Raw genomic sequence first — 23,701 nt, forward strand, 5'->3', positions numbered from 1 at the left:
CCGTTCCGATGGAGGCGACTCCGATGGATATCCCGTTCCTCAGCCTCAAGGACGTCAACGCGCGATACGCCGACGAGCTGAAGGCTGCTGCTGCGCGGGTTATCGATTCAGGTTGGTATGTGCTCGGCGATGAAGTGGTGTCCTTCGAGCGCGAGTTCGCCGCGTATTGCGGCGCGAGCCACGCCGTGGGGGTGGGGAACGGGCTCGATGCACTTTCGCTGATCCTGCGCGGTTACAAGGAACTCGGTGTCATCGAAGAAGGCGACGAGGTCATCGTGCCGGGCAATACCTTCATTGCCAGCTTTCTCGCCATTACCGAAAACAGGCTCGTGCCGGTTCCCGTGGAGCCCGATCCGGCGACGTTCAACCTGGATCCGGCTGGCGTGGAGGCCGCCATCGGGCCACGCACACGCGCCATCATGGCGGTACATCTGTATGGCCAGTTGGCAGATATGTCGGCTTTGACGGCGTTGGCCCGACGGCACAAATTGCTGCTGATCGAAGACGCGGCGCAGGCGCACGGGGCGATCAGCGGCGGACGCAAGGCCGGTGCGTTTGGCGATGCAGCGGCCTTCAGTTTTTTTCCCACCAAGAATCTTGGCGCACTGGGCGATGGTGGCGCCGTGGTGACCGGCGATACCGCGCTGGCGCAGCGGATCGCTGCCTTGCGCAACTACGGTTCCGATGTGAAGTACCACCATCTTTTCCAGGGCCTCAATTCGCGGCTTGACGAAATGCAGGCCGCCATGCTGCGGGTAAAGCTGAAATACCTCGACGAGGACATCGCGTGGCGCCGCCGGGTGGCACGCCGCTATCGCGAGGGCATCCGTCATGCGCATATCCAGTTGCCGGTGGTGGCACGGGAGGAACAGCACGTCTGGCATCTTTTCGTGGTTCGCTGCGCTCACCGCGATGCCTTGCAGCGGCATCTGCAAGCGCATGGCATACAGACCCAGGTGCACTATCCGGTGCCGCCGCACCGGCAGCCGGCCTATGCCGCCTTGCGGGACTCTCATCTGCCGTTGACGGAACGATTGCACGATGAAGTGCTGAGTCTTCCGATGGGACCGACGCAGAGCGAGGACGCCGCGGACAGGGTGATCGAAGCCTGCCAGGCGTTTGAGTGCCCGGTATGAACATCGTACGCACCGGCTTCTATACCACCCTGGCTACCGCTGCTCGGCTGCTTGCGGGTCTGGTCGTGATCAAGCTGGTGGCCTGGTTTGCCGGGCCCGTGGGTGTGGGCAAGCTGGGCCAGTTCATGAGCCTCATGTCGTTGCTGGCCGTGCTGGCCGGTGGCGGCATCAGCGCCGGCATCGTCAAATACGTCGCCGAGTACCGCCACGATACGCAGAAATTGTCGCGCCTCCTAGCCGCTGCGCTCTGGTACGCGCTCTGCGCATCCTGCGTGATGGGCGGTGTCACGCTACTGTTCAGTCGGCAGATCGCGCTCTGGCTGCTGGGCGATCCGGGTTACGCGAGCCTGATCCGCGTACTCGCCGTGGCCCAGCTCGGCATCGCACTGGTCAACTACATTCTGGCCGTGATCAACGGTTTCATGGACGTGCGTCGGCTGGCTTTCATCCAGGTGCTGGGGTCGGCTCTCAGCATCGTGCTGGTGGTCGGGCTGTCGCGCTGGCTGCATCTGTACGGCGCGCTGCTGGCACTGGTCACAGGCCAGGTACTGTGCCTGGCCATCGGCTTGCCCGCGTGGCGGCGAAGCCCCTACTTCCAGCCCAGCATGCTGAGGATGCATTTCGATCGCGAAATGACTCGGCGGCTCGCCGCCTTTTCGGTGATGACGCTCAGCTCCGCCTTGCTGCCGCCCTTGATCAATATAGCGGTACGCGATCACCTCGCTGTCCGGTTCGGCTGGGAGCAGGTCGGCTACTGGCAGGCCGTGAGCAAGGTGTCGGACGCCTACCTGCTGTTCCTCACCACGGCCATCAACATCTACTACCTGCCCAAGCTGGCATCGACGCACGAGCGCGCATCCCTGTTGCTTGAACTGCGTAACGCCTACCGCTACCTGCTGCCTGCGGTCGTCGCGCTGGCGGCCGTGGTCTATGTCATGAGAGGCTGGGTGACACGGTTGCTGTTCAGCGCGGACTTCGCGTCCGCCAACGCATTGTACGGACCGCAGCTGATGGGCGATGTCGTCAAGATCGCATCCTTCATTCTCTCCTACGTCATGCTGGCCAAGGCCATGACACGGCTGTTCGTGATATCCGAGTTCGTGTTTGCCGCGAGCTATCTGGCGCTGGTCTATGTGTTTACCGCGCACTTCGGCCTGGTCGGCGCGATGTACGCGTTCACCATCAACTATCTGCTCTATCTCGCGTTCAACGTGCTGGTGGTACGACGCTACCTGGGAGGGATGTGATGTCGGCCTTTGATGCATCGAAAGACACGGCGGCCATGCCGCTGGTCTCCGTGCTCATCCCCGCGTTCAACCACGAGCGTTTCGTGCAGCGCTGTCTGGATAGCGTGCTGGAAGATCCTTATCCGGCCAAGGAGCTCATCATCATCGACGATGGGTCGACCGACAAAACCGGCGAAAGGATCGCCGATTGGGTGGCGACGCATTGCATGGATCTTCCGATCGAGTATGTGCGTCGGGACAACAGGGGCATCGCAGCGACCTTGAACGAACTGGTGGCGCGAGCGAGCGGAGAGTTCCTGCGTCCGGGCGCCAGCGACGACTACCTGTTGCCAGGAGGTCTCGCTGCGCAGGTCCGCTACCTGCTCTCGCATCCGGACAAGGGGGCGGTGATCGGAGATTCGATCGTCATCGATCAGGATGGGAACAAACTCCATGACAGCGGCATGCGCGATCTTCACGGCGCCGACAAGAGCCTCTATCGGTCGGACGACGGCATACGCCGCGCCGTCATCAGCCAGTGGGCCATCGGCGGTCCGGTCGCCTTGATGAGAAGGAGCGCGCTGGACACCGTCGACCGCTGGAGCGAAGGCCTGCGCATCGAAGACTGGGATCTCTTTCTTCGCCTGGCGGCCCGTGATGCGCTTGGCTTCATCGACGTCAGCGTCTGCGCCTACCGCATTCACAGCAGCAACCTCAGCAAGACGCGGCATGCGGCGACCCGGGTCATCAACCTGGTCGAGTCGAGACAGGTCGCGATACGTCGGGCGTGTCTGTTCGGTGAACCCTACAGAACTTTGCTCAGGGCGCAGTCGCATTACATCGGCGCCAAGATTTCGTTCCTGCAGAGGCAGTGGGGGGCGCTGGCGCTGCACATGCTGGCGTATCTATCGCTGATGATCCTGTCGAAGGTCAGGTTCCCCTCCGCAAACCACGGTGCGGAGGCGACATGAAACGCTTGCTGTGTCTTCCCTCGACGTATCTCGGGCTGCCGATCCTGCTTGCGTGCGGGCTTACCTGGCTTACTTACGATCTCTCCGTCGATTACCTGCGAGGCCTGCTTCTGCTGGCAGCGAGCGCATCGGTCATCGTGTTGTTCGACGTATATGCGGGCGTAAGGATTCCCGAGCCCGTGCGATTCCGTGCGCGTCATTACGCCGGTACTCGCGACTCGTTCGTCGCGCTGGCTTTTGCGGGGCTGATCGCTTTTTTCTGCCTGATTGATCTCACGCTGTTCCCGATTCCGCTGCTCGACAAGCCCTCGTCGTATGCCTTGATGGAAGGTGGCCGCGAACATGTCCGGCACATTTCGGATATGTGCTGGGTGCTTCCGCCGATCGGGCTGCTCTGTGCCAGGAGCAAGTGGCTGCGCAACATGCTCATCGTCATCGGCTTTCTGTTCCCGGTGCTGGTGATCGACCGGAACAGGCTCTTCGCTAGCGTGTTTTCGTTTGCGCTCGTCATCATGTTGCGACGTGACGAGGCAAGGCCGCTGCCGTGGAAAAGTGTCGGTTTTCTGGCGATCGCAGGCAGCAGCGTTTTCTCGGTCCTCGGCATCCTGCGATCCGGGCCACTGGAAAACATCACGCTGCCTTTCAGTGCCATGTACCGGGCTGCTCCGCTGGGCATCAAGTGGCTGCTGCTTTACGGCAGCGCCGGCCCCTACAACTTCAGCGCCATCCTGACCAAGCATTACTCCAACGCCAACTTTCTCATCAATCAGGTGGTTCCCCTGAAGGGATCCGTCGTGACCGCCGGGACGGACATCCCGCTGGACGCGCCGACCATCAACGTGGGTACGGAGTTCTTTCCGTTCCTCATGGCGCTGGGTCCGGTTGGCGCGGTGGCTGCCATCTTCGTGCTGTACGGCTTGCTGCTGTGGAGCGTGCGGCGCCTTCGCCCGACCGTACCGCTGTTTTCCCTGCTGATTTTTCTGCGTGTTTCCTACGTGTGCGTGATGTCGCCCTTCGCGCCACAGGCCTTCACGTGGACGAATGCCGGTTTCATCGGCCTGTGTCTTTCCATGCAGGTTCTCGTCGCATGGCTGCCGAACAGGAGGTTGCAGAAACCGATAGGCGACGGGCAGGGAGAGGCCTCCGCGACAGCCGTGTAAATCATGTCTCCACCATCTTTCCAGCGAGTACAGAACCATGGAACAAGACGAAATCTATCTGATCGATCTCTGGCGGATATTCTCCCGCGAGTGGAAATGGTTTGTGGCAGTGCTGGTCGTGGCACTGGTCTGTACGTATGCGTTTGCGCATCGGGCAAAGAACCAGTGGGAGGCGACCGCCTGGATCCAGATCGGGCAGGTCGGGCAGGTGCCGTCGGGCCAGGATCCGAAGACCGAGTCGTTGGCTAGGGTTGTCGAGCGCCTGCAAATGGTGCCTTTCGAAAACGAGGTGATGAACAGCCTCGGCTTTTCGCCTGACTCACCCGAAGCCGGCCTTTATCGCAAAAGCATCAAGCTGGATCCGTTGCCTTACGCCGGCCCACTTATCCGGATGACCTTGCGGGCGTATTCGCCGCAACAGGCCCGTCAATTCGCCCTGGCGACGGTCAATCAGCTGCGGGCGATCCATCAGCACCTCGAAACGACGCCGTTGCAGCTGGCCAACGCACGGCTCGAAGAAATCCAGGCCGATTTGCGCAATGCGCAAGCCGAGCGGGATCGATTGCAGCAGGCCGTCGCGCCCGGAAGCAAGGACGACACGGGCAGCAAAAGCATCCAGAACCCGTTGCTCGCCAGTGTGTTGCTGACCAGCAAAAACGCGGAGATTCGCAACTTGCAGCTGGCCAGAAGCGATCTCCTCGATCGCCTCAGTGCCACGTATACGTACGAAACATCGCTGCTGGGCTCCATCTATGTTCCCAAAAACAGGGCATCTCCGAATTTGGTGTTGATATGGGGTGCTGGCATCTTGCTGGGGGGGTTCCTGGGCGGATTGGTCGCCTTGGCCAGAAACGCTGTGCGGCGCCGAGTGCACAGATAGTGCTGTCGCCCTCATGGTCATGGAAATGCAGCTCGCCCGGAAGCCACGTATCCATATGGGCCGGCTGCATTCAACCAAAACGGCCAATACAGGCACTCACGATGCAGATCAGTGAAAAATGCCGAGGCTGATGCCACGGATCGACCGGAGGTTCGCCCTGGATGCCGTTGCGAATCATGGACGGTCTGCCGGTGGAACGGAGATCGATATGAGTGGGCAACCCAAGCTTGAAATCGTGCGCCAGGCGGTATCCGACGCCAGCGTTCGTCAACGCCCACGGAATGCGCCCCTGGACGACGCGCAGCTGCTCGAAACGCAGCGCGCCTTCGATAGCGTCGCCGCCGACTATGACGGGCCGCGCGGCAACAACGAGCTGATCCAGCGCATGCGGCTGACCTTGTGGGACACCGTGCACAGCGAGGTGCCGGCCGACGCCCGCCTGCTCGACCTGGGCTGCGGCACCGGCATCGACACGGTCGAGTTCGTGCGGCGCGGTTTCCATGTCGTCGCCACCGACTGGTCGCCACAGATGGTCGAGCGTACGCGGACGCGCGTCGCCGCTGCGGGGCTGCAGTCCCGCGCAACGGCGGTGCACCTCGGCGTGCAGCAGCTCGACCAGCTCGAAGGCGAGTTCGATGGCATCTATTCGAACTTCGGCCCGTTGAACTGCGCGCCGGACCTTCGCGCCGTCGCGGCCGAATGCGCGCGCCTGCTTCGTCCCGGCGGCACCTTGGTTTTTTCGGTAATGGGACGAATCTGCCCATGGGAGCTGGTGCATTACGCGCTGCGGGGCCGCTTCAAGCGGGCCGGCGTGCGCGCCGCGCGAGGCGCGACCGCGGTGGGGATGAACCATCACACGATCTGGACTTATTACTACCTGCCGCGCGAGTTCTACCGTGCCTTCGCGGAACACTTTTCGCTGCAGAGCTATCGCGCGCTGAGCCTGTTCATGCCGCCGCCTTACCTGGTGGACTACTACCGCCGTCGCCGCCGCTGGTGCGAGCGGCTGGGCCGGCTCGACGACCGCCTGGGCGCCACGCCGCTGCTGCGCGACATGGGCGACCACTTCCTGATCGTGATGCGGCGGCGCTGAGCTCATGGACATTCTCCAGGCAGCGATGGACGTCAGCTTGTGCCGTGCGGTCTCGGTCACGACGGAAGCCAGCTCGCGTTTACCGCTGCCGATCCGGGCAGGGCGGATCGGCTCGTCGCTGGCCGCGCGGGCGTACCGGGTCGATCTGCGCGACCATCTGATCTTTCCCGGCATGATCAACGCGCACGAGCACCTGCACGTCAACACCGTTCCGCCGCTGAAAGCCGCTGCGCCCTTTCCCAACAGCTACGCCTGGATTGCGGCGTTTCAGGCCCATTTCGAGGAGCCCGCCGTCATCGCCGCGCTGCAGGTGCCGAAGGAATTGCGGCTGCAGCACGGGGCGCTGAAGAATCTGCTTGCCGGCACCACCTGCGTGGTGCATCACGATCCCTGGCATCCGGCGCTGGACGCGACGAATTTTCCAGTCACGTTGCTGCGCGATTACGGCTGGAGTTACGCGCTGGGCTGGCCCGGTTACGGGCCGCCGGCGCAGCAGAGCTTTGCCGCCACGCCCACCGACCGGCCCTGGCTGATCCATCTGGCCGAGGGTACCGATGCGACGGCGCAGTCGGAGTTGGTCCAGCTCGAACAGCTCGGATGCCTGGCCGCGAACAGCGTGCTGATCCATGGCGTGGGCCTGCGCGAGCGGGACATCGATCGGGTGATCGCCAGCGGCGCGGCGGTGGTCTGGTGTCCCAGCAGCAACCACGCCTTGCTAGGGAAGTCGCTGGATCCGCGGCGCCTTTGCGCGGCCGGCCGGCTTGCCCTGGGCAGCGACTCGCGGCTCAGCGGCGCGCGCGATCTGCTCGAGGAAATGCGCGGCATCGCCGCTCGCCGCGAGCTCAATCCCAGGCAACTGCTGGGGCTGGTCACGACCCAGGCCGCACGCATTCTGCGGCTGCCCGCCGGTGGCAGCCTTGCGTCGGGAGCGCCGGCGGATCTGGTGATTGTCGAGGACCGCGGCGGCGATGAGAGGTGCGGCCTGGTGGGCATCGAGCGCAGCCAGATCCGTGCCGTGGCGCGCAATGGCGTTCCCCGTATCGCCGATCCGGATTTCGCCGAATGGTTTGCGGTCGCCGGCATGGAAGCGGTGCCGGTGACATTGGACGGCAAACCGAAGCTGCTGGCCAAGCCGCTGGCCGAACCGGCGCTGGTCGCGCTCGAACCCGGACTCGAACTGGTCGCCGATCTGAATGAGCGCGATCTCATCATGGAGGCCCGATGCCAGTGATGTCGCGCCCCCCGATTCTCATGCCTGCAGAGGCTTATGCATTGTGGGCATCCAGTTATCCCGCGCATGCCCATAATCCGGTCATGCAGGCCGAGGAGCGCGCCATGCTGGCGCTGATGCCCTCCGGGCTGCAGGGGCAGGCGGTACTCGACGCCGGCTGCGGTAGCGGACGCTACATGTTGCATGCGCTGCGACGCGGCGCGGCGCGGGTTATCGGCGTGGATATTTCGCCGCAGATGCTGGAGCGCGCGGGCTCCGAGCTGGCCACGTTCCAATCCGGCGCCGAAGTCGACCTCATACAGGGCAGCCTGACGGCGCTGCCGGTGCCGGATGGGTGGGCGAATCTGACGATCTGCGGTCTGGTCATCGGGCATCTCGAGAACCTGGAACAGCCGCTGGCCGAGCTGCGCCGGGTGACCCGGCCCGGCGGCACACTGTTGTGCAGCGACGTGCATCCGATCGGGCATGCGCTGGGTTGGCTGCGCGATTTCAAATCCGGCGACCGGCATTACGCCGTGCGGCATACGCAGCACCTCTATAGCCACTGGCACGCGGCCTGCCAGACGCTTGGGTTGCGCATCGAGCAGGTGGTGGAGCCGATGCTCGATCCGACCGGCATTCCCGACAGCGCGCACTTCGACCGCACGGCGCTGGAGGTTCCCGTCGCGCTGGTGTTCCAGCTGCGGCGCCTGGCCTGATCCATGTCTACCTGAAGACGTCCCATGACTCACCGTCCCATGCCTCATCGTCCCAGTACGCTGCTGGTCAACCCGACCGTTACCACGCGTCCGCGCTTTCCGCTGTCGCTGCTGAATCTGGCCGCGGCGCTGGATCGCTTCGGGGACAGCCACATCGTGGACGGCAACATCGATCGGGATCTCGTGGCCGCGACCCTGGCGGCCGCAGAGAAACAGCACTACGACGCCGTCGGCATCGGCATCATGGGTGGCCCGCAGGTGGCGCCGGCGATTGCCGTGTCCAAGGCGATTCGCCAGCATTACCCGTCGATGCCGATCATCTGGGGCGGTTACTTTCCCACGCTCTATACCGATACCACGCTGGCGGCGCCCTATGTGGACTACGCGGTGCGGGGGCAGGGCGAGGAAAGCCTGGCCGAGCTGGTCTCGGTGCTGGGCCGTGGTGGCGATCGCGAGGCGTTGGCCAGGATCGGCGGTTTGTCCTGGCGTCGCGACGGCGAGATCGTGCACAACCCCAATCGCAGCTTTCAGCGCGGCGATCCCGCGCTGGTGCTGCCTTATGAAAAGCTGGGCGATCCGGACAAGTACCTGGCGAGCACCTTTCTCGGGCGCCGTACTGCCGTGCACCAGGCATCGATCGGATGCCGCTTCCGCTGCACGTTCTGCGGGGTGGCCGCCATGTTCGGCGGGGCGACGTCGCTGCCGCCGACCGAACGCCTGGAGCGCGAACTGGGCTACCTCAAGTACGAACTGGGTGCCGACTCCATCCTTTTCTACGATCACAACTTCTTCGACCGCGAACAGGACATGATCCCGATGCTCGAGATCATGGCCAGGCTCGAAATGCCCTGGTGGTGCTTCGCGCGCGCCGATGCCCTGCTCAAGCTTTCCGAAAGCACCTGGGAGTTGGTGCGGAAAAGCAAACTGCGGATGGCTTATATAGGCGCCGAGTCACCAAGCGGCGCGATGCTCAAGGAAATCCGCAAGGGCACGCGTCCGGATCAGACACTGGCTGTGGCCAAGCTGTGCCAGCGCCATGGTGTCATTCCGGAGTTCTCGTTCATGCTCGCGCCGCCGGTGAATACCGAAGAGGAAACCGAGCTGACGTTCGAGTTCATCCGCGAGCTGAAGCGTATCAACCCGGCTTCGGAAATCATCACCTACATCTACACGCCGCTGCCGGAGGGCAGCAAGCACGAAAAGGATCGCGGCAAGCATCCTTCCGCGCCATTGCTCGACATTCACGGGAATCCGGTGGTCTTTCCCTCCACGCCGGACGAGTGGACGCAGCGTCGCTGGGTGGACTATGCCTGCCATGCCGATGCTCCCTGGCTTACGGACAAGCTGCGCCAGCGCATCTACGACTTCGTCACCGTACTGCGCTGCCGCTATCCCACGGTGCAGGACATGCGCTCGCCCCGCTGGGCCAAGCGCAGCTTGAGCGCGATGGCGTCGTGGCGATATCGCCACCGGCGCTACGACCATCCGTGGGAACTCGACATCGCCAATCGGTTCGTGCAACTGCGCAAGCCGCAAATCACGGGAGCGTAGCGATGGCGACCTTGCACGTCGCGCAGATCAACTTCCTTCCTGCACCCGCAGGCCTCGCGCATGAGCAGGTTCTCGAGCAATGGCACTCGCTGGTGGACATCGCGGAGGTGGCGGCCAGTTCCGGAACCCGGGTTTCGGTGATCCAGGCGGCGGCGCGCGAAGACCTGATTACGCGCAACGGCATCGACTACCACTTCATCGATATCAGAGGATTGGAAGTGGCGAAGAACCGGGGCCGCCGTTTCGCCAGCCTGCTCGCCGACATCAAGGCCGACGTGGTGCATGCGCATGGCCTGGGCTTTATCGAAGATGCCTTCGCCGTCTCGCAATGCCTGCCACAGTTGCCGATTCTTGCCCAGGACCACGCCGACCGGCCGCCGCGCTGGTGGCGACGGCCGCAGTGGCGGCGCTGGTACGCGGCCATTTCCGGTGTCGCCTTCACCGCACCCGAGCTGGCGCGACCGTTCACCCATGCAGGTTTGTTCGGGCCGCACGCGCGGCTCTTTGCGATTCCCGAATCCAGCAGTCGCTTCACCGCGGGCAGTCGCGCCGATGCCCGCGCGGAGACGGGGCTTCACGGCGATCCCTGCGTATTGTGGGTGGGGCATCTCAGCCCCGGCAAAGAGCCGATGACCGTGCTCGACGGCGTGGCCCGGGCGGCGCTGCACCTGCCTGGCACGCAGCTGTGGTGTGCCTTCGGCAGCGCGCCGCTGCTCGACGAGGTGCGAGCTCGCATCGCGCGCGATCCGCAGCTCGCCGGGCGCGTGCACCTGCTGGGCAAAGTTACGCATGCGCGCGTCGAGACACTGATGCGCGCTGCGGACCTGTTCGTCTCGGGCAGCGTCGCCGAGAGCTGCGGCTACGTCGTGCTGGAGGCGCTGGCTTGCGGCGTAACGCCGGTGGTCACGGATATCCCATCTTTCCGCGCGCTGATCGGCGACAGTCGTGTCGGCCGCTTGTGGCCGTGCGGCGACGCGGAGCGGCTGGCCGAGGCGCTGGTCGATGCCGCGGCCAGCCGGCTGTCGTCGACGCAGGTGCGTGCGCACTTCGACGCCAAGCTGTCGTTCGCAGCCGTTGGCCGCCAGTGGGCTGACGCGTATGCGCAGGTCCGCGACGACCGGCGGCGGAAGGTATCGTGAAGCTCGCGCTGGTGGTCCCAGGCGGTGTGGATCGCACCGGCGAGTTTCGCGTGATCCCGGTGCTGCTGGCGCTGATCGAGCGGCTGGCGCGGAAGCACGAAGTGCATGTCTTCGCGCTGCACCAGGAAGCGGCAGCAGACCGCTGGCAGCTAGCGGGCGCCACCGTGCACAACATCGGCCACGGCTGGACCCGGCTGCGCGCGATAGCGACGATCCGCACCGAGCATCGTCGCGCACCGTTCGATCTGGTCCATGCCATCTTCTCCGGTTCCTGCAGCCTGGTCGCTGTCGCCGCGGCAAAGCTGCTGCGGCTGCCGAGCCTGGTGCATGTCGCCGGCGGCGAGCTGGTGGCGTTGCACGAGATCGATTACGGCGGGCGACGGAAATGGAAAGGGCGACTGCGCGAGGCAGTAGTGCTGCGCGGTGCCGATGTCATCACGGCGGCCAGTGCGCCGATCATCGATTCGCTTCAGGCGCTCGGCGTCGAGGCGCAGCGCGTGCCGCTGGGTGTCGATCTGCGGGCATGGCCACCGCTTGCGCCGCGCGAACGAAGTGCCAAGCAGGCACGGCTGCTCCACGTCGCCAGCCTCAACCGCGTCAAGGATCAGCCGACGCTGCTGCGGGCGCTGGCAGCCCTGGTCGACATGGGGCTGGATTTTGAGATGGACATCGTCGGCGAGGACACGTTGCAGGGCGAGATGCAACGGCTGGCTCGCCAGCTTGGACTGGAACACCATGTGCGGTTTCATGGATTCAAGACACAGCGCGAATTGCGCCCGATCATGGAGTCGGCCGATCTACTGGTGATGTCCTCGTTGCACGAGGCTGGCCCGCTGGTTCTGCTGGAAGCCGCGGTCGCAGGCGTGCCTGCGGTCGGTACCGCGGTCGGGCATTTCGCGGAGTGGTCGCCTTCGGCGGCTCTGGCCGTGCCCGTCAGAGACTGGGATGCATTGGCGAACGCCATCCATCGAATGCTTGCCGATGAGGAACTGCGGCTCCGACTGGCCAGGGCAGCGCAGCGTCGCGCGATGCTGGAGGACGCCGATTGCACCGTTCAGGCGTTCCAGGCTTTGTATCCTCAGCACACCTCTCTCGCGGCACGGTGAAGCGAGCATGTCGAACCCGACTGGCAGGCATTGACGACCCACTAGGTCGAACGTGTCGTCCGCGAAGGGCGGCGCCAGCATATCGCCCCGCATGATCCACACGCCTGCCGGTGCGTTGCACCGGGCGGCGATGCGGCACCCAGCCTGATCGTGATTCACGTCTTTATGTGAACACTCCCAACGCCCGCAATGCGCATCCCACTGCAGTTCTCCAGACCGCTCCTTTGAAGGGTGCGATGCGACCGGCGCGGACCAGTGCCGCGAACGCGGCTCCGTGTGACCTTTCCCGCGACAATGCCGCCGCCTGTCCCGCCAGTTGCATCGCGCACTGGTGCAGGCACAGCACCTGTATTTTCCGGTCCGCCGTGGCCGCCGCGGCTTTGCGGAATACGCGCTCCTGATCGGCGTAAAGTTCCGCGAGGCGCAAGCGCGCGGTGGTTCTGTCCGGGTGCTCGCGAACCAGAGTCAAGATATCGGGTAACGCGAGGACTTCGCTACGTGCAGCGAGTCGCAGCGCGAAGTCGTAGTCGGAATGGATGGGGATGGTTTCGTCGAACCCGCCGATCTCCTCGATCAGCGATCGCTGCACGAGCATGGTCGGGACCGGTGTCGAGACATCTAACCGAAGCAATGGTTCGAGGATGTACCCGGAAATCGGCCGAGGCAGAAGGTCCGACCGCTCCGGCAGCGAGGTCCCTTCCGTGTCAATCAGCGAGTATCCCGTGTAGCTCCACCTGCATTCAGGCTGCGCGGCGAGCCGATGCAGTTGCAATTCCAGTTTTCCGGGCAGCCACAAGTCGTCCGAATCAAGAAATGCCACCCACTCGCTGCGCGCGTGCTTGAGGCCGGCGCTGCGTGCTGAAGTGAGATCGCCGCGGTGCTCCATCCAGAGTGGCCGGACGCGTGGATCATCGATCGCTTCGAGATAACCACGCGTGTCGTCGGTGGAACCGTCGTCTGCGACGATGAGCTCCCAGTCGCCGAATGTTTGTCCGACTACCGATGCAATAGCCTGGCGCAGCAGCGGCAATCGGTTGTAGGTCGGCAGGACGACCGAAACCACCGGCGTTCCTCCAATCGAGCGCTCGTTCATGGCTTCCGTCGTCGATGATCCGCGTGATTCCGCTCGCGCATAGTGCCCCTTGCCAGCCAAGTCTGTTCTGCAGTGAAGTCGGTGATGAACCGGAGCATTACATTTCCGCAAACGGCGTTCCTCGCCTGCGGCGATAAGCCTGATGAAAGCCTGCCGTGTGATGCAGTTGGTCACTCTCGGCAAGATTTTCTTCGGAGACGACACGACACAGGAAAAAAACGTGCGAACCGATCTCCTGGCTGTGCTCGATGGCAAGCTCCTGGATACGCAGGGCCGCCGTCACCACCGGAATCTCGAATGTCTGCGATGGTCGAACAAGAAACGGAAGCGCAGTCCAGTCCTTGAGCGGCTGCCGGTGATGCTCGGCAAGTTTGTAAACCACCTCCTTCATTGTCGCCGGCATGTCGGACAGTGCGACCCGGCGCGTTTCGCGCATGACCGGTAGGGACACATTGGTGCTCCGTAGCGCCAACGAAAAAAATCCGCTTCGTTCCAGCGGGCCGATCAAATCCATCGGAAAGATATTTCGGTGGTCTGGCGTGTCGACGGAGACCAGGACGACCGGTCGCGGACATAGATAGGCGATCATGAGCTGCTGTACCGCGACAGGCTCCGGAGCGAAGTGGTGCGGCGAGCGATTTTTCAGCATGAGGCGGTTCTGCAGCCACGCGTTCCACGGGCGCAGCGGCCAGCCGAGACAGCGGTGTTCGCCCGCCGCGACGTCGTAGAGCGTGAGCGATGTCTTTTCGGTGGCGATGGACGCCGTCTTCACCAGATGCAAAACGCCGAGAAGCCTTCCCGTAGCACTATCGCGATACTCGAGTACAGGATGTTGGCCAGCATCGAGACTGGTCGCGATCACGAGTGGCACGAGCGAAGCCACGGTGTGATCCGCCGTGACATCTTCCGATTTGCCATCCCAATGCAAGGTGGCGGTGACCGCCTGCTGCGGGGGAGCCACGGCAACCGTGGACCATTGCGGCAGTGGACGCACGTACGGCCTTATCAAATTCTTCCACATCTCAGATCCGCCGAAATAGCAAAAACATGTAGAGATCGGTAGCCCATCCGAAGCCACGCGGAATGAGGCGTTCCAGCCGGAAATACGGTGCTGCCGCTCGCACCACGACACGTGGCGCGAAGCGATGGATGCTGCTTTCGCTGACGATGGCGTAATGACCACGGCGCACAAGATTCATGACGTTCGCCCGCCACCAGCCGTAACGCGCATCGCCGAGGTAATAGGGATTGAGCATGTTGGCCAGGACAAAACCGCCCTGGTGGACCACTTGCGACAACTCTTCAAACAGCAATGCGTGATCCGCGAAATGATTCAGGACCGCAAAGTTCGCCGTGACTGCCTGCACCTTGCAGGTGAGCGGCGACGCCACCGCGATCAGGGTTCCGCGGGCGATTTCGTCGCGGCAGTACTGCAGCAGATACTCGCGCATCGCTTCCGCAGGTTCATACACGAAAGTCGGGTGTCCGCTAGCGGCATAGGCCTTTGCATCGATGCCGGTTCCAGCACCAAAATCGAGCACGTCTGCTCCCGCGGGCAAAAGATCCAGCGCCATCTTCTGAAACCTGTCGCGCACCACCCGGTCCCGCGGCGAGGCCAGAATGAATTTGTGGTACTGCTCTCCGGTATGCACGTCGTCGACCACCTTGCTGACAGACTCGCTGTCTGATGTTCTACCACCGAATCCCCGGTGTCGGGTCATTACTCAACTGCACAATTTTCCGGTATCCATCTGAAGATGCTGATCAGGTAAAGGCACGCTTCATTTCGCTGCCTTCACCGCGATCACGCGCCTTTGCGAGCGACGTACAGTCGAAACTTCGAAGGTTCTCGCCGGCCACGTAATGTCGCCACAAGAGGGCGCATGGCCCATCTCAGCCCATACCACGGACGATGCACGTCCCAATGGATCGATAGCGCGTCTTCCATCCTGCGCAAACGTTTGTCGGTAAGGTATCCAAGAGCGGCGATGGAATCGGCAGCTACGCCATGAGTTCGCTGGAAAGCCGCGCGACGCTCGGCGAGCATCTGCTTTCCGCTTTCCTCCCGTGCGTACCACGGCGTATCGCTGATGATCACCACGCCGCCCGCTCTCACACAGCGCATCGCTTCGCGCAGGCTTGCCTCGTAGTCTTCGGCGTAGTGAAAGGAAGCATTGAATATGGCCGCGTCGAACTGTCCGTCCGCGAAGGGAAGACGGCGAATCTCAGCCTGGAAACGCGGAAAGAGGTTCGGCAGGCGCGTCTGATAATGCCGGGCAGCCCCCAGTCCGTCGTGATCATTGGCCAGCAGATCCACCGCATAAGGCCGATACCCTGCCAGCGCCAGGCGAAAGCTCATCCAGCCATTGCCCGCACCGAGGTCCAGAATCCGGCTGCCGCGATCGGTGCCATCCAGCAGATGTCGAACGAGGTAATCGTAGCTGCGGGCCCTGATTTGCCACTGCTCGCGGTGCCTTCCCGACGTATCCCGGTAGGGGAGTTCGAGATAGAAGTCTTCGCTTTCGCTGCCGCGGCCTTCCGACTCTCTTATCCGCTCGTAATCCTCCATGAAGCGGGCATGGTGCGCGATCGACTCCGGCGGCAGCGCATGGGCGATACCGTCGTTGATCACGATGGAGAACTTGCAAGCCGGGCAATCCACGGCGTCGATACCGGTTCCGCACCGAGGGCACCGCAGCCGGATGCCTGACAGCGATAAATTGTCGGCGGCCATGCCAGTGTGCTGCGCGCCCATCGCCCGTCTCTCTCCCGATGCGTGCCGAATTATTTGCCGGCGGGTGCTAAGTCGCGGAAGCCGGAACTTCCAACGCCGCGCGCACCACGTACAAAGTGTCCATCCGCGGAACCTGTCGGGTGAGCAAGGTCAGGATGCGTCGGCCCTGGTTCTGTTTGACCCAGCTTTGTCCCTGCAGCCACAACTGCGTCCGCACCATGTCGGCGCGTTCCTGGATGGCTTCTTTCGACGGCCTGACACGATTCCTGACGTAGCGCCCGGCTTCGCGGACGGAGCGGGACCATTCGATGCCGGAGAGTGCGTGAAGCCACAGTTCGGAACACGAAAGTTGGGTCAGGGTCTGGCGGTGCGACATGGTCCGCAACAGGGGAGGGCAGTCGCGCTCGATCCGCTCGAACACAGCTTCGGGAACGGCATTCCTGTAATAGCGCGCAAGCAGGCGCAGCGGCGGCAGCGCCCACCAAGGGGGAGCAGTTGCATGCTCGTCCCACAAGACGTCCCAGTCGCTGGCGACCATGCGCGTCGCCAGCAACGAGATGTCATGCAGGTGCAGCAGTCGCAGGCTGCGGTTGCAGATGTTGCCTGCGGTATGCAGCAGCAGATGATTCATCAAGGCGCCGGTGGACGGGTAGTCATTCAAACCCGGTCGCGGCTCCCGCGGATAGATCCGTTCGGTGATGTCGACGGTGGAGACCGGCAGCCGTTCCTGGATGCGGGTGTGCAACTCGATATTGACCGGCGTGTCGCGGTGCTCGCCGAGACCCGCGACGGGCGCGCCCTCTGCCGGCTTGAAGACCCGATGCTTCCACTGCGCGAACGACTCCACATAGCCGAGTCCCAGCAGCAGCTTGATCGCGGGCTCGGCATCGTTTTCGCGAACCAGCAGATCGATGTCGGCCATCGGCCGGTCGCCCGGCGCGTAAACTCCCAGAGCGTGCAATGCGGAACCCTTCAGCGGAACGATGGCCAGCCCGGCGGCGCGTGCACCGGCGTCGATGCGCTTCAGCAGCGACGCAATGCGTCGATGGCGAAGCTCGACATGCTCGTGCTGACTCGCGAGAAACAACTGCCACTCCGGGTTCTGCCAGGTGGAAAATCGGCTCAGCAACGGCGACACGCCGTGTGCGGCGGCGGCGGCCGATGCCAGCTGCCATTCGAGATCGCTCCATTCCGGCGTCGATCCCCCCGGCCGCCCCAGCGCCAGTTCCACCGCCAGCGCTTCGGTAGTGCGGCGCAAGCCGGCCTTAACGATTTTGAGCGGTGGCAACATGGCGGGCCGTCGCTACATTGGCTGGGGTGGTCGCAGGTGGCAACGTGGTCGCGTCTTCGTTGCGATGCGCATGTTCGTTGGCGATCAGCGCATCCCATCGCGCATCGAGCGCCGCAGCGACTTCGCTGTGATGCGCCGACGATTCGGCAGCCTTCGATTGCTGCAGCGTGACCTGCTCGTGCAGCAGATCCCGCACGTGACGGTAGAAGTCCGAGTCGTAGGCGCCGCGGAACATCATGGCCAGGTCGCCGCTGTCCTGCCAATGCGTCTTCGCGCCAAGCTGCGTCTTGACCTGTTCGTAGAATTTCGTGCCCGGCAGCGGATAGGAAACGCTGACGCCGATGTCATCCGGAACGGCTTGCGCGATCAGTTCGCGAGTCGCCAGCAGATCGGCCAGCTGCTCGCCCAGATAGCCCAGCTGGATGAAGAAGCCCACGCGGATGCCGTGCTCGCCCAGCCGCGCGCGGGCCGCGATAAGGTCCGCGACTTTGGTGCCCTTGTTCATCGCGTCCAGCACGCGCTGGCTGCCGCTCTCCGCGCCAAGCCAGGCCTCCGCGCATCCGGCGTGTTCCAGGGCGGTGGCCATCCGCTCGCTGATCAGGTCGGCGCGGGTCTGGATGGTGAACGGGATCGGCCCGTCGGCGGCGCGAAGGTGCGCACCGAACTCCGTCACCCAGTCGACGTGGAAGCCGAAGATGTCGTCCGCCAGCCAGATGTGATCGGGCTTGAACATCTGCTTCAGGTAGGTCATCTCGGCCGCGACGTCTTCGGCACTGCGCTGGTTGTAGTGGTTGCCCCAGATCGGTTTGGCGCACCAGTTGCAGCGGAACGGGCAGCCTCGCGACGCCGCCATGTTGAGGCTGAAATAGCCGTGCCGCTCATGCCACATCGTCCGATAGCGTTCGATGTCGACCAGATCCCAGGCAGGGCGGCCCATCGTCCGTGGATCCGGCGGCATCACGCCGACTCGGGTCAGTTGCGTTTGCCCGTTCATTGTCGTGGCGACGCCGGCGATGCCGGATACCCAGTCCTGCGCGTCGATATTCGAATCCCGTTCCAGCCGTCCGATCAATGCGACCAGCGCCGCAATGCCTTCGCCGATCAGCACGGCATCGGCGCCTGCCGCGAGAAAGGCATCCGGGTGGTCGGAAGCGTCGGAGCCCGCGACGATCACGCGCGCGCCGCCGGCGCGTGCCTCGGCGATCATCTGGCAGGCCGCTTCGCGCATGCGGCCCAGGCACATCTTGGTCAGGTAGTTGAAGTTGTCCTCGTAGATGACCACCACGTCCGGTCGTGCGGCCTGCAGCGACGCTTGATAGTCCTCGACGCCGTCGGCAAGCATCGCGTCGAACAGTGCGACCTCATGCCCCATCTGCCTCAGGAGCGCCGCAATCTGGATGGTGGCCAGCGGCGGATAGGGCTTGCCGCGCTCCCACTGTTTCGGGTCGTAACTCAGAAAATAGGAGTGGCCGACCTGAATCTTAAGCATCTCGAAGAGGCCTCGTAAGCCGTGGAGACAAGCGGCAGCGCATCGGCGTCGGTATTGCCGGCGTGCCGACTCCGACATTCCATGCTGCCGGGGCGTGAGTGCCACGGCACGCATCTTCGGTTGCCTCCTGCGGCAAAATATTTGGATGTCGTACGGCGCGGGAGCCGTCCGCAGGTGCCTGTCGACGCGCTGCAGCGACATCCGACAGATTCTCCGAATCGCCTGCGCCGCGAACGTTTGTCCGGGATGAGTCGACGCAACCTTTTCCTGTCTGGACCGCACCCACGGGCCAACCTACGGGGATTCCTGCGGCGTATGCTGTGCCATCAAGACGGCTGAAACTTTTGATCGAAGACGATGGCGCGGGCGTTCAAAACGCCGGTGCGGACCCCTTTTGCGAGCAGTCCGGCCATCATTTTTCCGTGTGCAGGGATATCTTGGGCGGACGCTTTCGGTTCGAAAGCAGCAGCGAGGCGCTGCTGCATCTGGTCGAGGTCGCCTATGCCGGACTGCCGCCGCACCGGCTGCCGATGGCCGTGCCGGAGTTCCGCGTCGAGCTGCGCCTCGTGCCCCGTCAGGCATCGCCGTGTGTCGCCGAACCGCCGCCCGTGCAGACCCAGTCGGGTGCCGGCCTGCTTTGCGGCGTCATGGATGCCTCGAACTACGTGGTCCTTGCGCCGGAGCAGCACCGGGCCCTGGTGGTGGCTTCGGAGGACATGCTCAGCCACCCTTACCATCTGCGCTATGAACTCATCGAATTTGCCGTCTTCACCCTGGCGACGCGCGGACTGGGCCTGATCCCGTTGCATGGCGCCTGCATCGGCAGGCAGGGGCGCGGCATCTTGTTGCTGGGGGCCAGCGGCTCAGGCAAATCGACTCTGGTCCTGCAAAGCCTGTTGCAAGGTCTGGACTTTCTCGCCGAGGACGCGGTCTTCGTGCAGCCCGAAAGCCTGCTCGCCACCGGCGTCGCCAATTACCTGCACGTGCGGCCCGATGCGCTGCATTTCGTCGACGACGATGAAACCCGGCGCTGGATCAGCCAGGCTCCCATCATCCGTCGCCGCAGCGGTGTGGAGAAGTTCGAGGCCGATTTGCGACAGCACCATGGCGGGCTCGCGGCCGGTCCCCTGGAACTGGTCGGCGTGGTGTTTGTTTCCAGGCAGGCGGCCGACGATCCCGATGTTCTGTTGAGTCCCGTCTCCGGCGACGAATTCGCCGCACGGCTGTCTGCCAGTCAGTCGTATGCGACCACGCAGCCGGGCTGGCATCGCTTCGAGCAGCGGCTGATGCTGGCGGGTGCCTACCAGTTGTGCCGCGGGCGTCACCCACGGGATTCCGTCGACGCGCTGCGCCGGCTTCTCGACTGATGTGGCTGGTCGGTCGCCACGTCACAGGGCTGCACTGTATCGGGCAGGTAACGCTGGGCATGTCTGCGGCGAATAAGCCGGGAGCATCGGAGCCAGTGGCGTGGTCGCCGGCGCTTTACATTTTTCGTGGGCGCTCCATGATTTCGCAAGTGTCGGGATCCCCGGAAAATCCGGGGCAGTTCAACGTCAAACGGGCAGCGGACCGAAGCACGGATGTATTCCATGCCGGGTCGATGCTCTTCCATGAGGGTCACAGAAAATGAAAAAGCGTCTTGCAGGATCGATCGCACTGGGTGCGCTGGTGGCGCTGGCTTCGGCGGTGCCGGCTTTTGCCGCACTCGGACCAGGTGTCGCGGCCCCCGTATTCACGGCCAAGGCAAGCCTGGCAGGTAAGGGTTTCACTTTCTCTCTTGCCGATGCCCTCAAGAAAGGGCCCGTGGTGGTGTACTTCTACCCCTCGGCCTATACAGGAGGCTGCGATCTCGAAGCGCACACTTTTGCGGTCAATCGGGACAAATTCGATGCGGCAGGCGCGACCATCATCGGTGTGTCGGCCGACAGCATCGAGCGACTCAATGCCTTTTCATCGGACCCGAAGTACTGCGCCGGCAAGTTTCCGGTAGCCTCCGATGCCGACGTCAAGGTCGCGCTCTCCTATGATCTGAAAGCCGTCGCAGCACAGCCGGGCATGAACGATGTGCGTGGTGTGGCGATCGACCATGCCTTTATCCCGCGCACGACCTTCGTCATCGCCAGCAACGGCAAGATCGTCGCTACGCTTTCCTCGGAGTCGGATCATCTTCGCCCGGACGAGCATGTAAAACGGTCGTTGGCCATCGTGCAAGGCCTGAAGGAAGGCAAGACGCCGTAACCCGGTGCTCCGTGTCCCCGGGCCTGCTTCGCTCCGGGGAGCGGGCGAAGCTGCGCAGCGTCGCGCAACCTTTTCCTGTGCCGGCCGCACTTACCGGCATGGGAAATCCGGCCCGGGAGTAACGCCGTTCTGAATCGCCATGACGTGTCATCGAAGCCGCGGCCCATGCTGCCGGCCAGCAACGCGAGTCCGTGAAGATGTCGGGCGAGCCGTCGCCAGCGCCTGATCGAACCCACGATCTGCTGCGTTCGCTGGTGCGCACGCTTACGCGCGTCGAGCTGGCCGAAACGGCGCTGTATGTGGTGCTGTCGCTTGCAGTAGCGTTTTCCGGCAGTCTCGCGACGGTGCTACTGGTGCCGCTGGTGCAGCCGGGGCACACGCTGCCGTTTGGCAGTGTGCTGTTCGACGCAGGCCGCAGCGTCGAAATGCAGGCGGCCATCTTCGCCGCCGCGATGGTTGCCTTCGCTCTGTTGCGTTGGCAGGCAGCACGCTTGGGAGCGCGCCTGGTAGGTCGTTACGGCATGAGCCTGCGCCGCCGGGTGCATGCGCGCCTGGTCGACGCTCCGTTGAGGTCGCTGGCGAATTCGACGTCCGCGGAAATCGCCAATGTCCTCATCCATACCGTCGAGCTCATCGTGCAGGGTTTCAACGCCCTGCAGCAATTGCTGATCGCCGGCGTCACTGCTGCCGTCAGTCTCGGTTTCGCGTTCTGGGTATCGCCACCCTTGATGCTGGCGGCGCCGCTGCTCGCAGGTCTTGGACTGCTGGCGTCACGTGCCTATGGGCGTGAGCAATCGCTGGTCGCTCGCCAGTACGTCGCGGACATGACGCGACTGTTCTGGCATAGCGAAGATTTTCCTCGGCGCCTGCGCCATATCCGCTCGTTCGAGAAAGAGGACGTGGAGAAAGCCAGTTACGCCGCCATTTCCGCCCGGCTGTGCCACGGCTACCGGCGTCAACTGGAGCTGGTGGCTTCCGGACGGCTGATGCTGGAGCTGCTGGCGGCGGCGGGGATCGCGGCGCTGTTCGTGCTCGCCCATCGCTGGCGCGGCATCGACCAGTCGTCGCTGATTGCGGTGTGCCTGTTGCTAGGGCGCCTGCTGCCTTATCTGATGTCGACCCGGCAAAGTTTTCAGCAGCTGCGTTCGGCCGCGCCGGCCTTCGAACTGTGGCAGCGCTACATGCAACTGGATTCGGCCCGGTCATCCGCGGAACCATCGCACGCAGCGATTTCTGGCGGTGCGCTGCATATCGAGCGGATGCGGCTGATGCCGCCAGCCTGCGGTCTCGATGTCGGCGACCTGGTTCTGGTGCCCGGTGAGCTGACCTTGGTTTCCGGTGACTCCGGCATCGGCAAGAGCAGCCTGGTCGATGTTCTGGCGGGCATGATGACGCCCGAGGCTTTTGCGGCACGCGCAGGCGAGCGATCTATCAGTTTTGACGAGTACCGCGAGCTCGTGCGGCACGGCGCCTACGTCAGCCAGAATATCCGGCCCTGGCAGCATTCGGTACGCGAGTGCCTGTTGTGGGCCGCGCCCGAAGCCACGGATGAGATGTTGCAAAGCGTGCTGGCCGACGTCGGCCTGGACAAGCGGCTGGCCGGGTCGCAACACGGACTCGACACGACACTGCACAGCTCTTCGAGTCGGCTTTCCGGCGGCGAGTTGCAGCGGCTGCTGCTGGCCCAGGTCATCCTGCGGCAGCCTTTCCTCGCCTTGCTGGACGAGGCGACCAGCGCGCTTGATGCCGCCTCCGAGATCATGGTTCTCACGGCGCTGAAGCGCCGCCTTCCGCAGACGATCCTGATCGTGGTGTCGCACCGAGCCGGCGTGGCAGCGATCGCGGACCAATGCCTGAACATCGGCAACAACCTCGTCACGACGATTGCGGGGAACGCTGACCCTCGACGCGTGGCACCTTTGTTCGGCGTACCGGATCGGGCCAAGTCCTAGGCCGGCTTTTGCTTCCGGCTGGATGCATGGCGTGCGCACGAAGGGGGCATGCGTGAACGTTGTTCAGACGCAAAAGAAAGAAGCCACCCCTGAGGATGGCTTCTGACTTGGTATGTCGTTGGTGGGCGGTACAAGGATCGAACTTGTGACACCTGCCGTGTGAAGGCAGTGCTCTACCGCTGAGCTAACCGCCCGCCGTGAGCGCGAGATTCTAGGGGGAGAAGCGGGGCGGGTCAATGGCTGACACGGGCTTGCCCCTATGGGCAGGGCGCACCGACGGGTCGCCAGCTGGCGGATGGTGGTGCGTGTGAAGGGTTGTAAACTCGCCGCTCTTCTAACGCCAAAGCGCCCGACCATGGACTTTCTCAGCACCCAATTCGCCCACATCCTGCATGCGCTGCAGAATTTCCAGCTGACACCGTGGAAGATCGTGGGCCTGCTCGGCTCGGTGATGTTCACCAGCCGCTGGTTCGTGCAGCTGTACTACACGCGCAAGCATAAGCGGGTGGTGATGCCACTGTCGTTCTGGTGGCTGTCGGTGCTGGGCAGTGCATTGTTGTTGGCTTATTTCACCGTCGGCAAGAACGATTCGGTGGGCATCATCTCGAATTTCTTTCCGGCCTTCGTCTCGGTCTACAACCTGATCGTGCATCTGCGCCATCACAAGAACAGCGTCACCGGCGACACGATTGCGTGAGCAGATGATTGTAGGA

Annotated in this window: 21 protein-coding genes and 1 tRNA gene; 15 read left to right on the forward strand and 7 right to left on the reverse strand. The window is 63.6% G+C overall.

Annotated elements, in window-relative coordinates:
- Positions 1-23: 23 nt before the first annotated feature.
- The 11 genes from BUA26_RS10720 (at position 24) to BUA26_RS10770 (ending at position 12,191) form a co-directional block, all read left to right on the forward strand.
- Positions 24-1,136: a DegT/DnrJ/EryC1/StrS family aminotransferase gene (locus BUA26_RS10720; RefSeq protein ID WP_143154291.1), complete on the forward strand. Its 1,113-nt coding sequence runs from the start codon at positions 24-26 to the stop codon at positions 1,134-1,136.
- Positions 1,133-2,383: an O-antigen translocase gene (locus BUA26_RS10725; protein WP_072760615.1), complete on the forward strand. Its 1,251-nt coding sequence runs from the start codon at positions 1,133-1,135 to the stop codon at positions 2,381-2,383. The genes BUA26_RS10720 and BUA26_RS10725 overlap by 4 nt, the downstream gene beginning before the upstream one ends.
- Entirely contained in the window at positions 2,383-3,333 is a 951-nt protein-coding gene (locus tag BUA26_RS10730) for a glycosyltransferase family 2 protein (protein WP_072760617.1), read from the forward strand. Before BUA26_RS10725 ends, BUA26_RS10730 begins: the two co-directional genes overlap by 1 nt.
- Positions 3,330-4,493: a hypothetical protein gene (locus BUA26_RS10735; RefSeq protein ID WP_072760619.1), complete on the forward strand. Its 1,164-nt coding sequence runs from the start codon at positions 3,330-3,332 to the stop codon at positions 4,491-4,493. The genes BUA26_RS10730 and BUA26_RS10735 overlap by 4 nt, the downstream gene beginning before the upstream one ends.
- 37 nt (positions 4,494-4,530) lie before the next feature.
- Positions 4,531-5,373, forward strand: coding sequence for a Wzz/FepE/Etk N-terminal domain-containing protein (locus tag BUA26_RS10740; RefSeq protein WP_072760621.1), 843 nt, complete (start codon positions 4,531-4,533; stop codon positions 5,371-5,373).
- Positions 5,374-5,581: 208 nt separating this feature from the next.
- Positions 5,582-6,466 carry a class I SAM-dependent methyltransferase gene (locus BUA26_RS10745; RefSeq protein ID WP_083572977.1) on the forward strand — a complete coding sequence of 295 codons (885 nt, stop codon included), beginning with the start codon at positions 5,582-5,584 and terminating at the stop codon, positions 6,464-6,466.
- A 25-nt stretch (positions 6,467-6,491) separates the two neighbouring features.
- Positions 6,492-7,697: an amidohydrolase family protein gene (locus tag BUA26_RS10750; RefSeq protein WP_255368373.1), complete on the forward strand. Its 1,206-nt coding sequence runs from the start codon at positions 6,492-6,494 to the stop codon at positions 7,695-7,697.
- A complete protein-coding gene (locus BUA26_RS10755; protein WP_072760624.1) occupies positions 7,697-8,395 on the forward strand; it encodes a class I SAM-dependent methyltransferase in 699 nt (232 codons plus the stop codon). Before BUA26_RS10750 ends, BUA26_RS10755 begins: the two co-directional genes overlap by 1 nt.
- Positions 8,396-8,419: 24 nt before the next feature.
- Positions 8,420-9,946 (forward strand): B12-binding domain-containing radical SAM protein, encoded by a 1,527-nt coding sequence (locus BUA26_RS10760; protein ID WP_255368273.1) that lies wholly within the window; start codon positions 8,420-8,422, stop codon positions 9,944-9,946.
- A gap of 2 nt (positions 9,947-9,948) precedes the next feature.
- Complete coding sequence (locus BUA26_RS10765) at positions 9,949-11,085, forward strand: glycosyltransferase family 4 protein (protein WP_143154255.1); 1,137 nt, start codon at positions 9,949-9,951, stop codon at positions 11,083-11,085.
- Positions 11,082-12,191 (forward strand): glycosyltransferase family 4 protein, encoded by a 1,110-nt coding sequence (locus BUA26_RS10770; RefSeq protein ID WP_072760627.1) that lies wholly within the window; start codon positions 11,082-11,084, stop codon positions 12,189-12,191. Before BUA26_RS10765 ends, BUA26_RS10770 begins: the two co-directional genes overlap by 4 nt.
- 163 nt (positions 12,192-12,354) lie before the next feature.
- On the opposite strand, the gene BUA26_RS10775 is transcribed toward BUA26_RS10770, so the two are convergent.
- The 6 genes from BUA26_RS10775 to BUA26_RS10800 all read right to left on the reverse strand — a co-directional run bounded on the left by BUA26_RS10775 (position 12,355) and on the right by BUA26_RS10800 (position 18,798).
- Complete coding sequence (locus BUA26_RS10775; protein WP_072760629.1) at positions 12,355-13,284, reverse strand: glycosyltransferase family 2 protein; 930 nt, start codon at positions 13,282-13,284, stop codon at positions 12,355-12,357.
- 97 nt (positions 13,285-13,381) lie between these two features.
- Entirely contained in the window at positions 13,382-14,305 is a 924-nt protein-coding gene (locus tag BUA26_RS10780) for a flavin reductase (protein ID WP_072760631.1), read from the reverse strand.
- A 1-nt stretch (position 14,306) separates the two neighbouring features.
- Entirely contained in the window at positions 14,307-15,005 is a 699-nt protein-coding gene (locus tag BUA26_RS10785) for a class I SAM-dependent methyltransferase (RefSeq protein WP_255368274.1), read from the reverse strand.
- Between the two features lie 83 nt (positions 15,006-15,088).
- Positions 15,089-16,018: a class I SAM-dependent methyltransferase gene (locus BUA26_RS10790; RefSeq protein WP_255368275.1), complete on the reverse strand. Its 930-nt coding sequence runs from the start codon at positions 16,016-16,018 to the stop codon at positions 15,089-15,091.
- 67 nt (positions 16,019-16,085) lie between these two features.
- Entirely contained in the window at positions 16,086-17,309 is a 1,224-nt protein-coding gene (locus BUA26_RS10795) for a nucleotidyltransferase family protein (RefSeq protein WP_072760635.1), read from the reverse strand.
- Positions 17,284-18,798 carry a B12-binding domain-containing radical SAM protein gene (locus BUA26_RS10800; protein ID WP_072760637.1) on the reverse strand — a complete coding sequence of 505 codons (1,515 nt, stop codon included), beginning with the start codon at positions 18,796-18,798 and terminating at the stop codon, positions 17,284-17,286. Before BUA26_RS10800 ends, BUA26_RS10795 begins: the two co-directional genes overlap by 26 nt.
- Before the next feature lie 344 nt (positions 18,799-19,142).
- On the opposite strand from BUA26_RS10800, the gene BUA26_RS10805 reads away from it, so the two are divergent.
- From BUA26_RS10805 to BUA26_RS10815, 3 genes are all read left to right on the forward strand, one after another.
- Positions 19,143-20,165 carry a phosphoenolpyruvate carboxykinase (ATP) gene (locus tag BUA26_RS10805; RefSeq protein WP_072760639.1) on the forward strand — a complete coding sequence of 341 codons (1,023 nt, stop codon included), beginning with the start codon at positions 19,143-19,145 and terminating at the stop codon, positions 20,163-20,165.
- 259 nt (positions 20,166-20,424) lie between these two features.
- Complete coding sequence (locus BUA26_RS10810; protein WP_072760641.1) at positions 20,425-21,036, forward strand: peroxiredoxin; 612 nt, start codon at positions 20,425-20,427, stop codon at positions 21,034-21,036.
- A 197-nt stretch (positions 21,037-21,233) separates the two neighbouring features.
- Positions 21,234-22,988, forward strand: coding sequence for an ABC transporter ATP-binding protein (locus tag BUA26_RS10815; RefSeq protein ID WP_072760642.1), 1,755 nt, complete (start codon positions 21,234-21,236; stop codon positions 22,986-22,988).
- Positions 22,989-23,107: 119 nt separating this feature from the next.
- Here BUA26_RS10815 and BUA26_RS10820 read toward each other — a convergent pair.
- Positions 23,108-23,182 (reverse strand) — tRNA-Val (locus BUA26_RS10820).
- A gap of 161 nt (positions 23,183-23,343) precedes the next feature.
- On the opposite strand from BUA26_RS10820, the gene BUA26_RS10825 reads away from it, so the two are divergent.
- On the forward strand, positions 23,344-23,685 hold the full coding sequence (locus BUA26_RS10825) for a lipid-A-disaccharide synthase N-terminal domain-containing protein (protein ID WP_072760644.1): 342 nt from the start codon (positions 23,344-23,346) through the stop codon (positions 23,683-23,685).
- The last annotated feature ends 16 nt before the right edge of the window (positions 23,686-23,701 follow it).

This window comes from Rhodanobacter sp. OK091, assembly GCF_900142825.1.
Lineage (GTDB): Bacteria > Pseudomonadota > Gammaproteobacteria > Xanthomonadales > Rhodanobacteraceae > Rhodanobacter.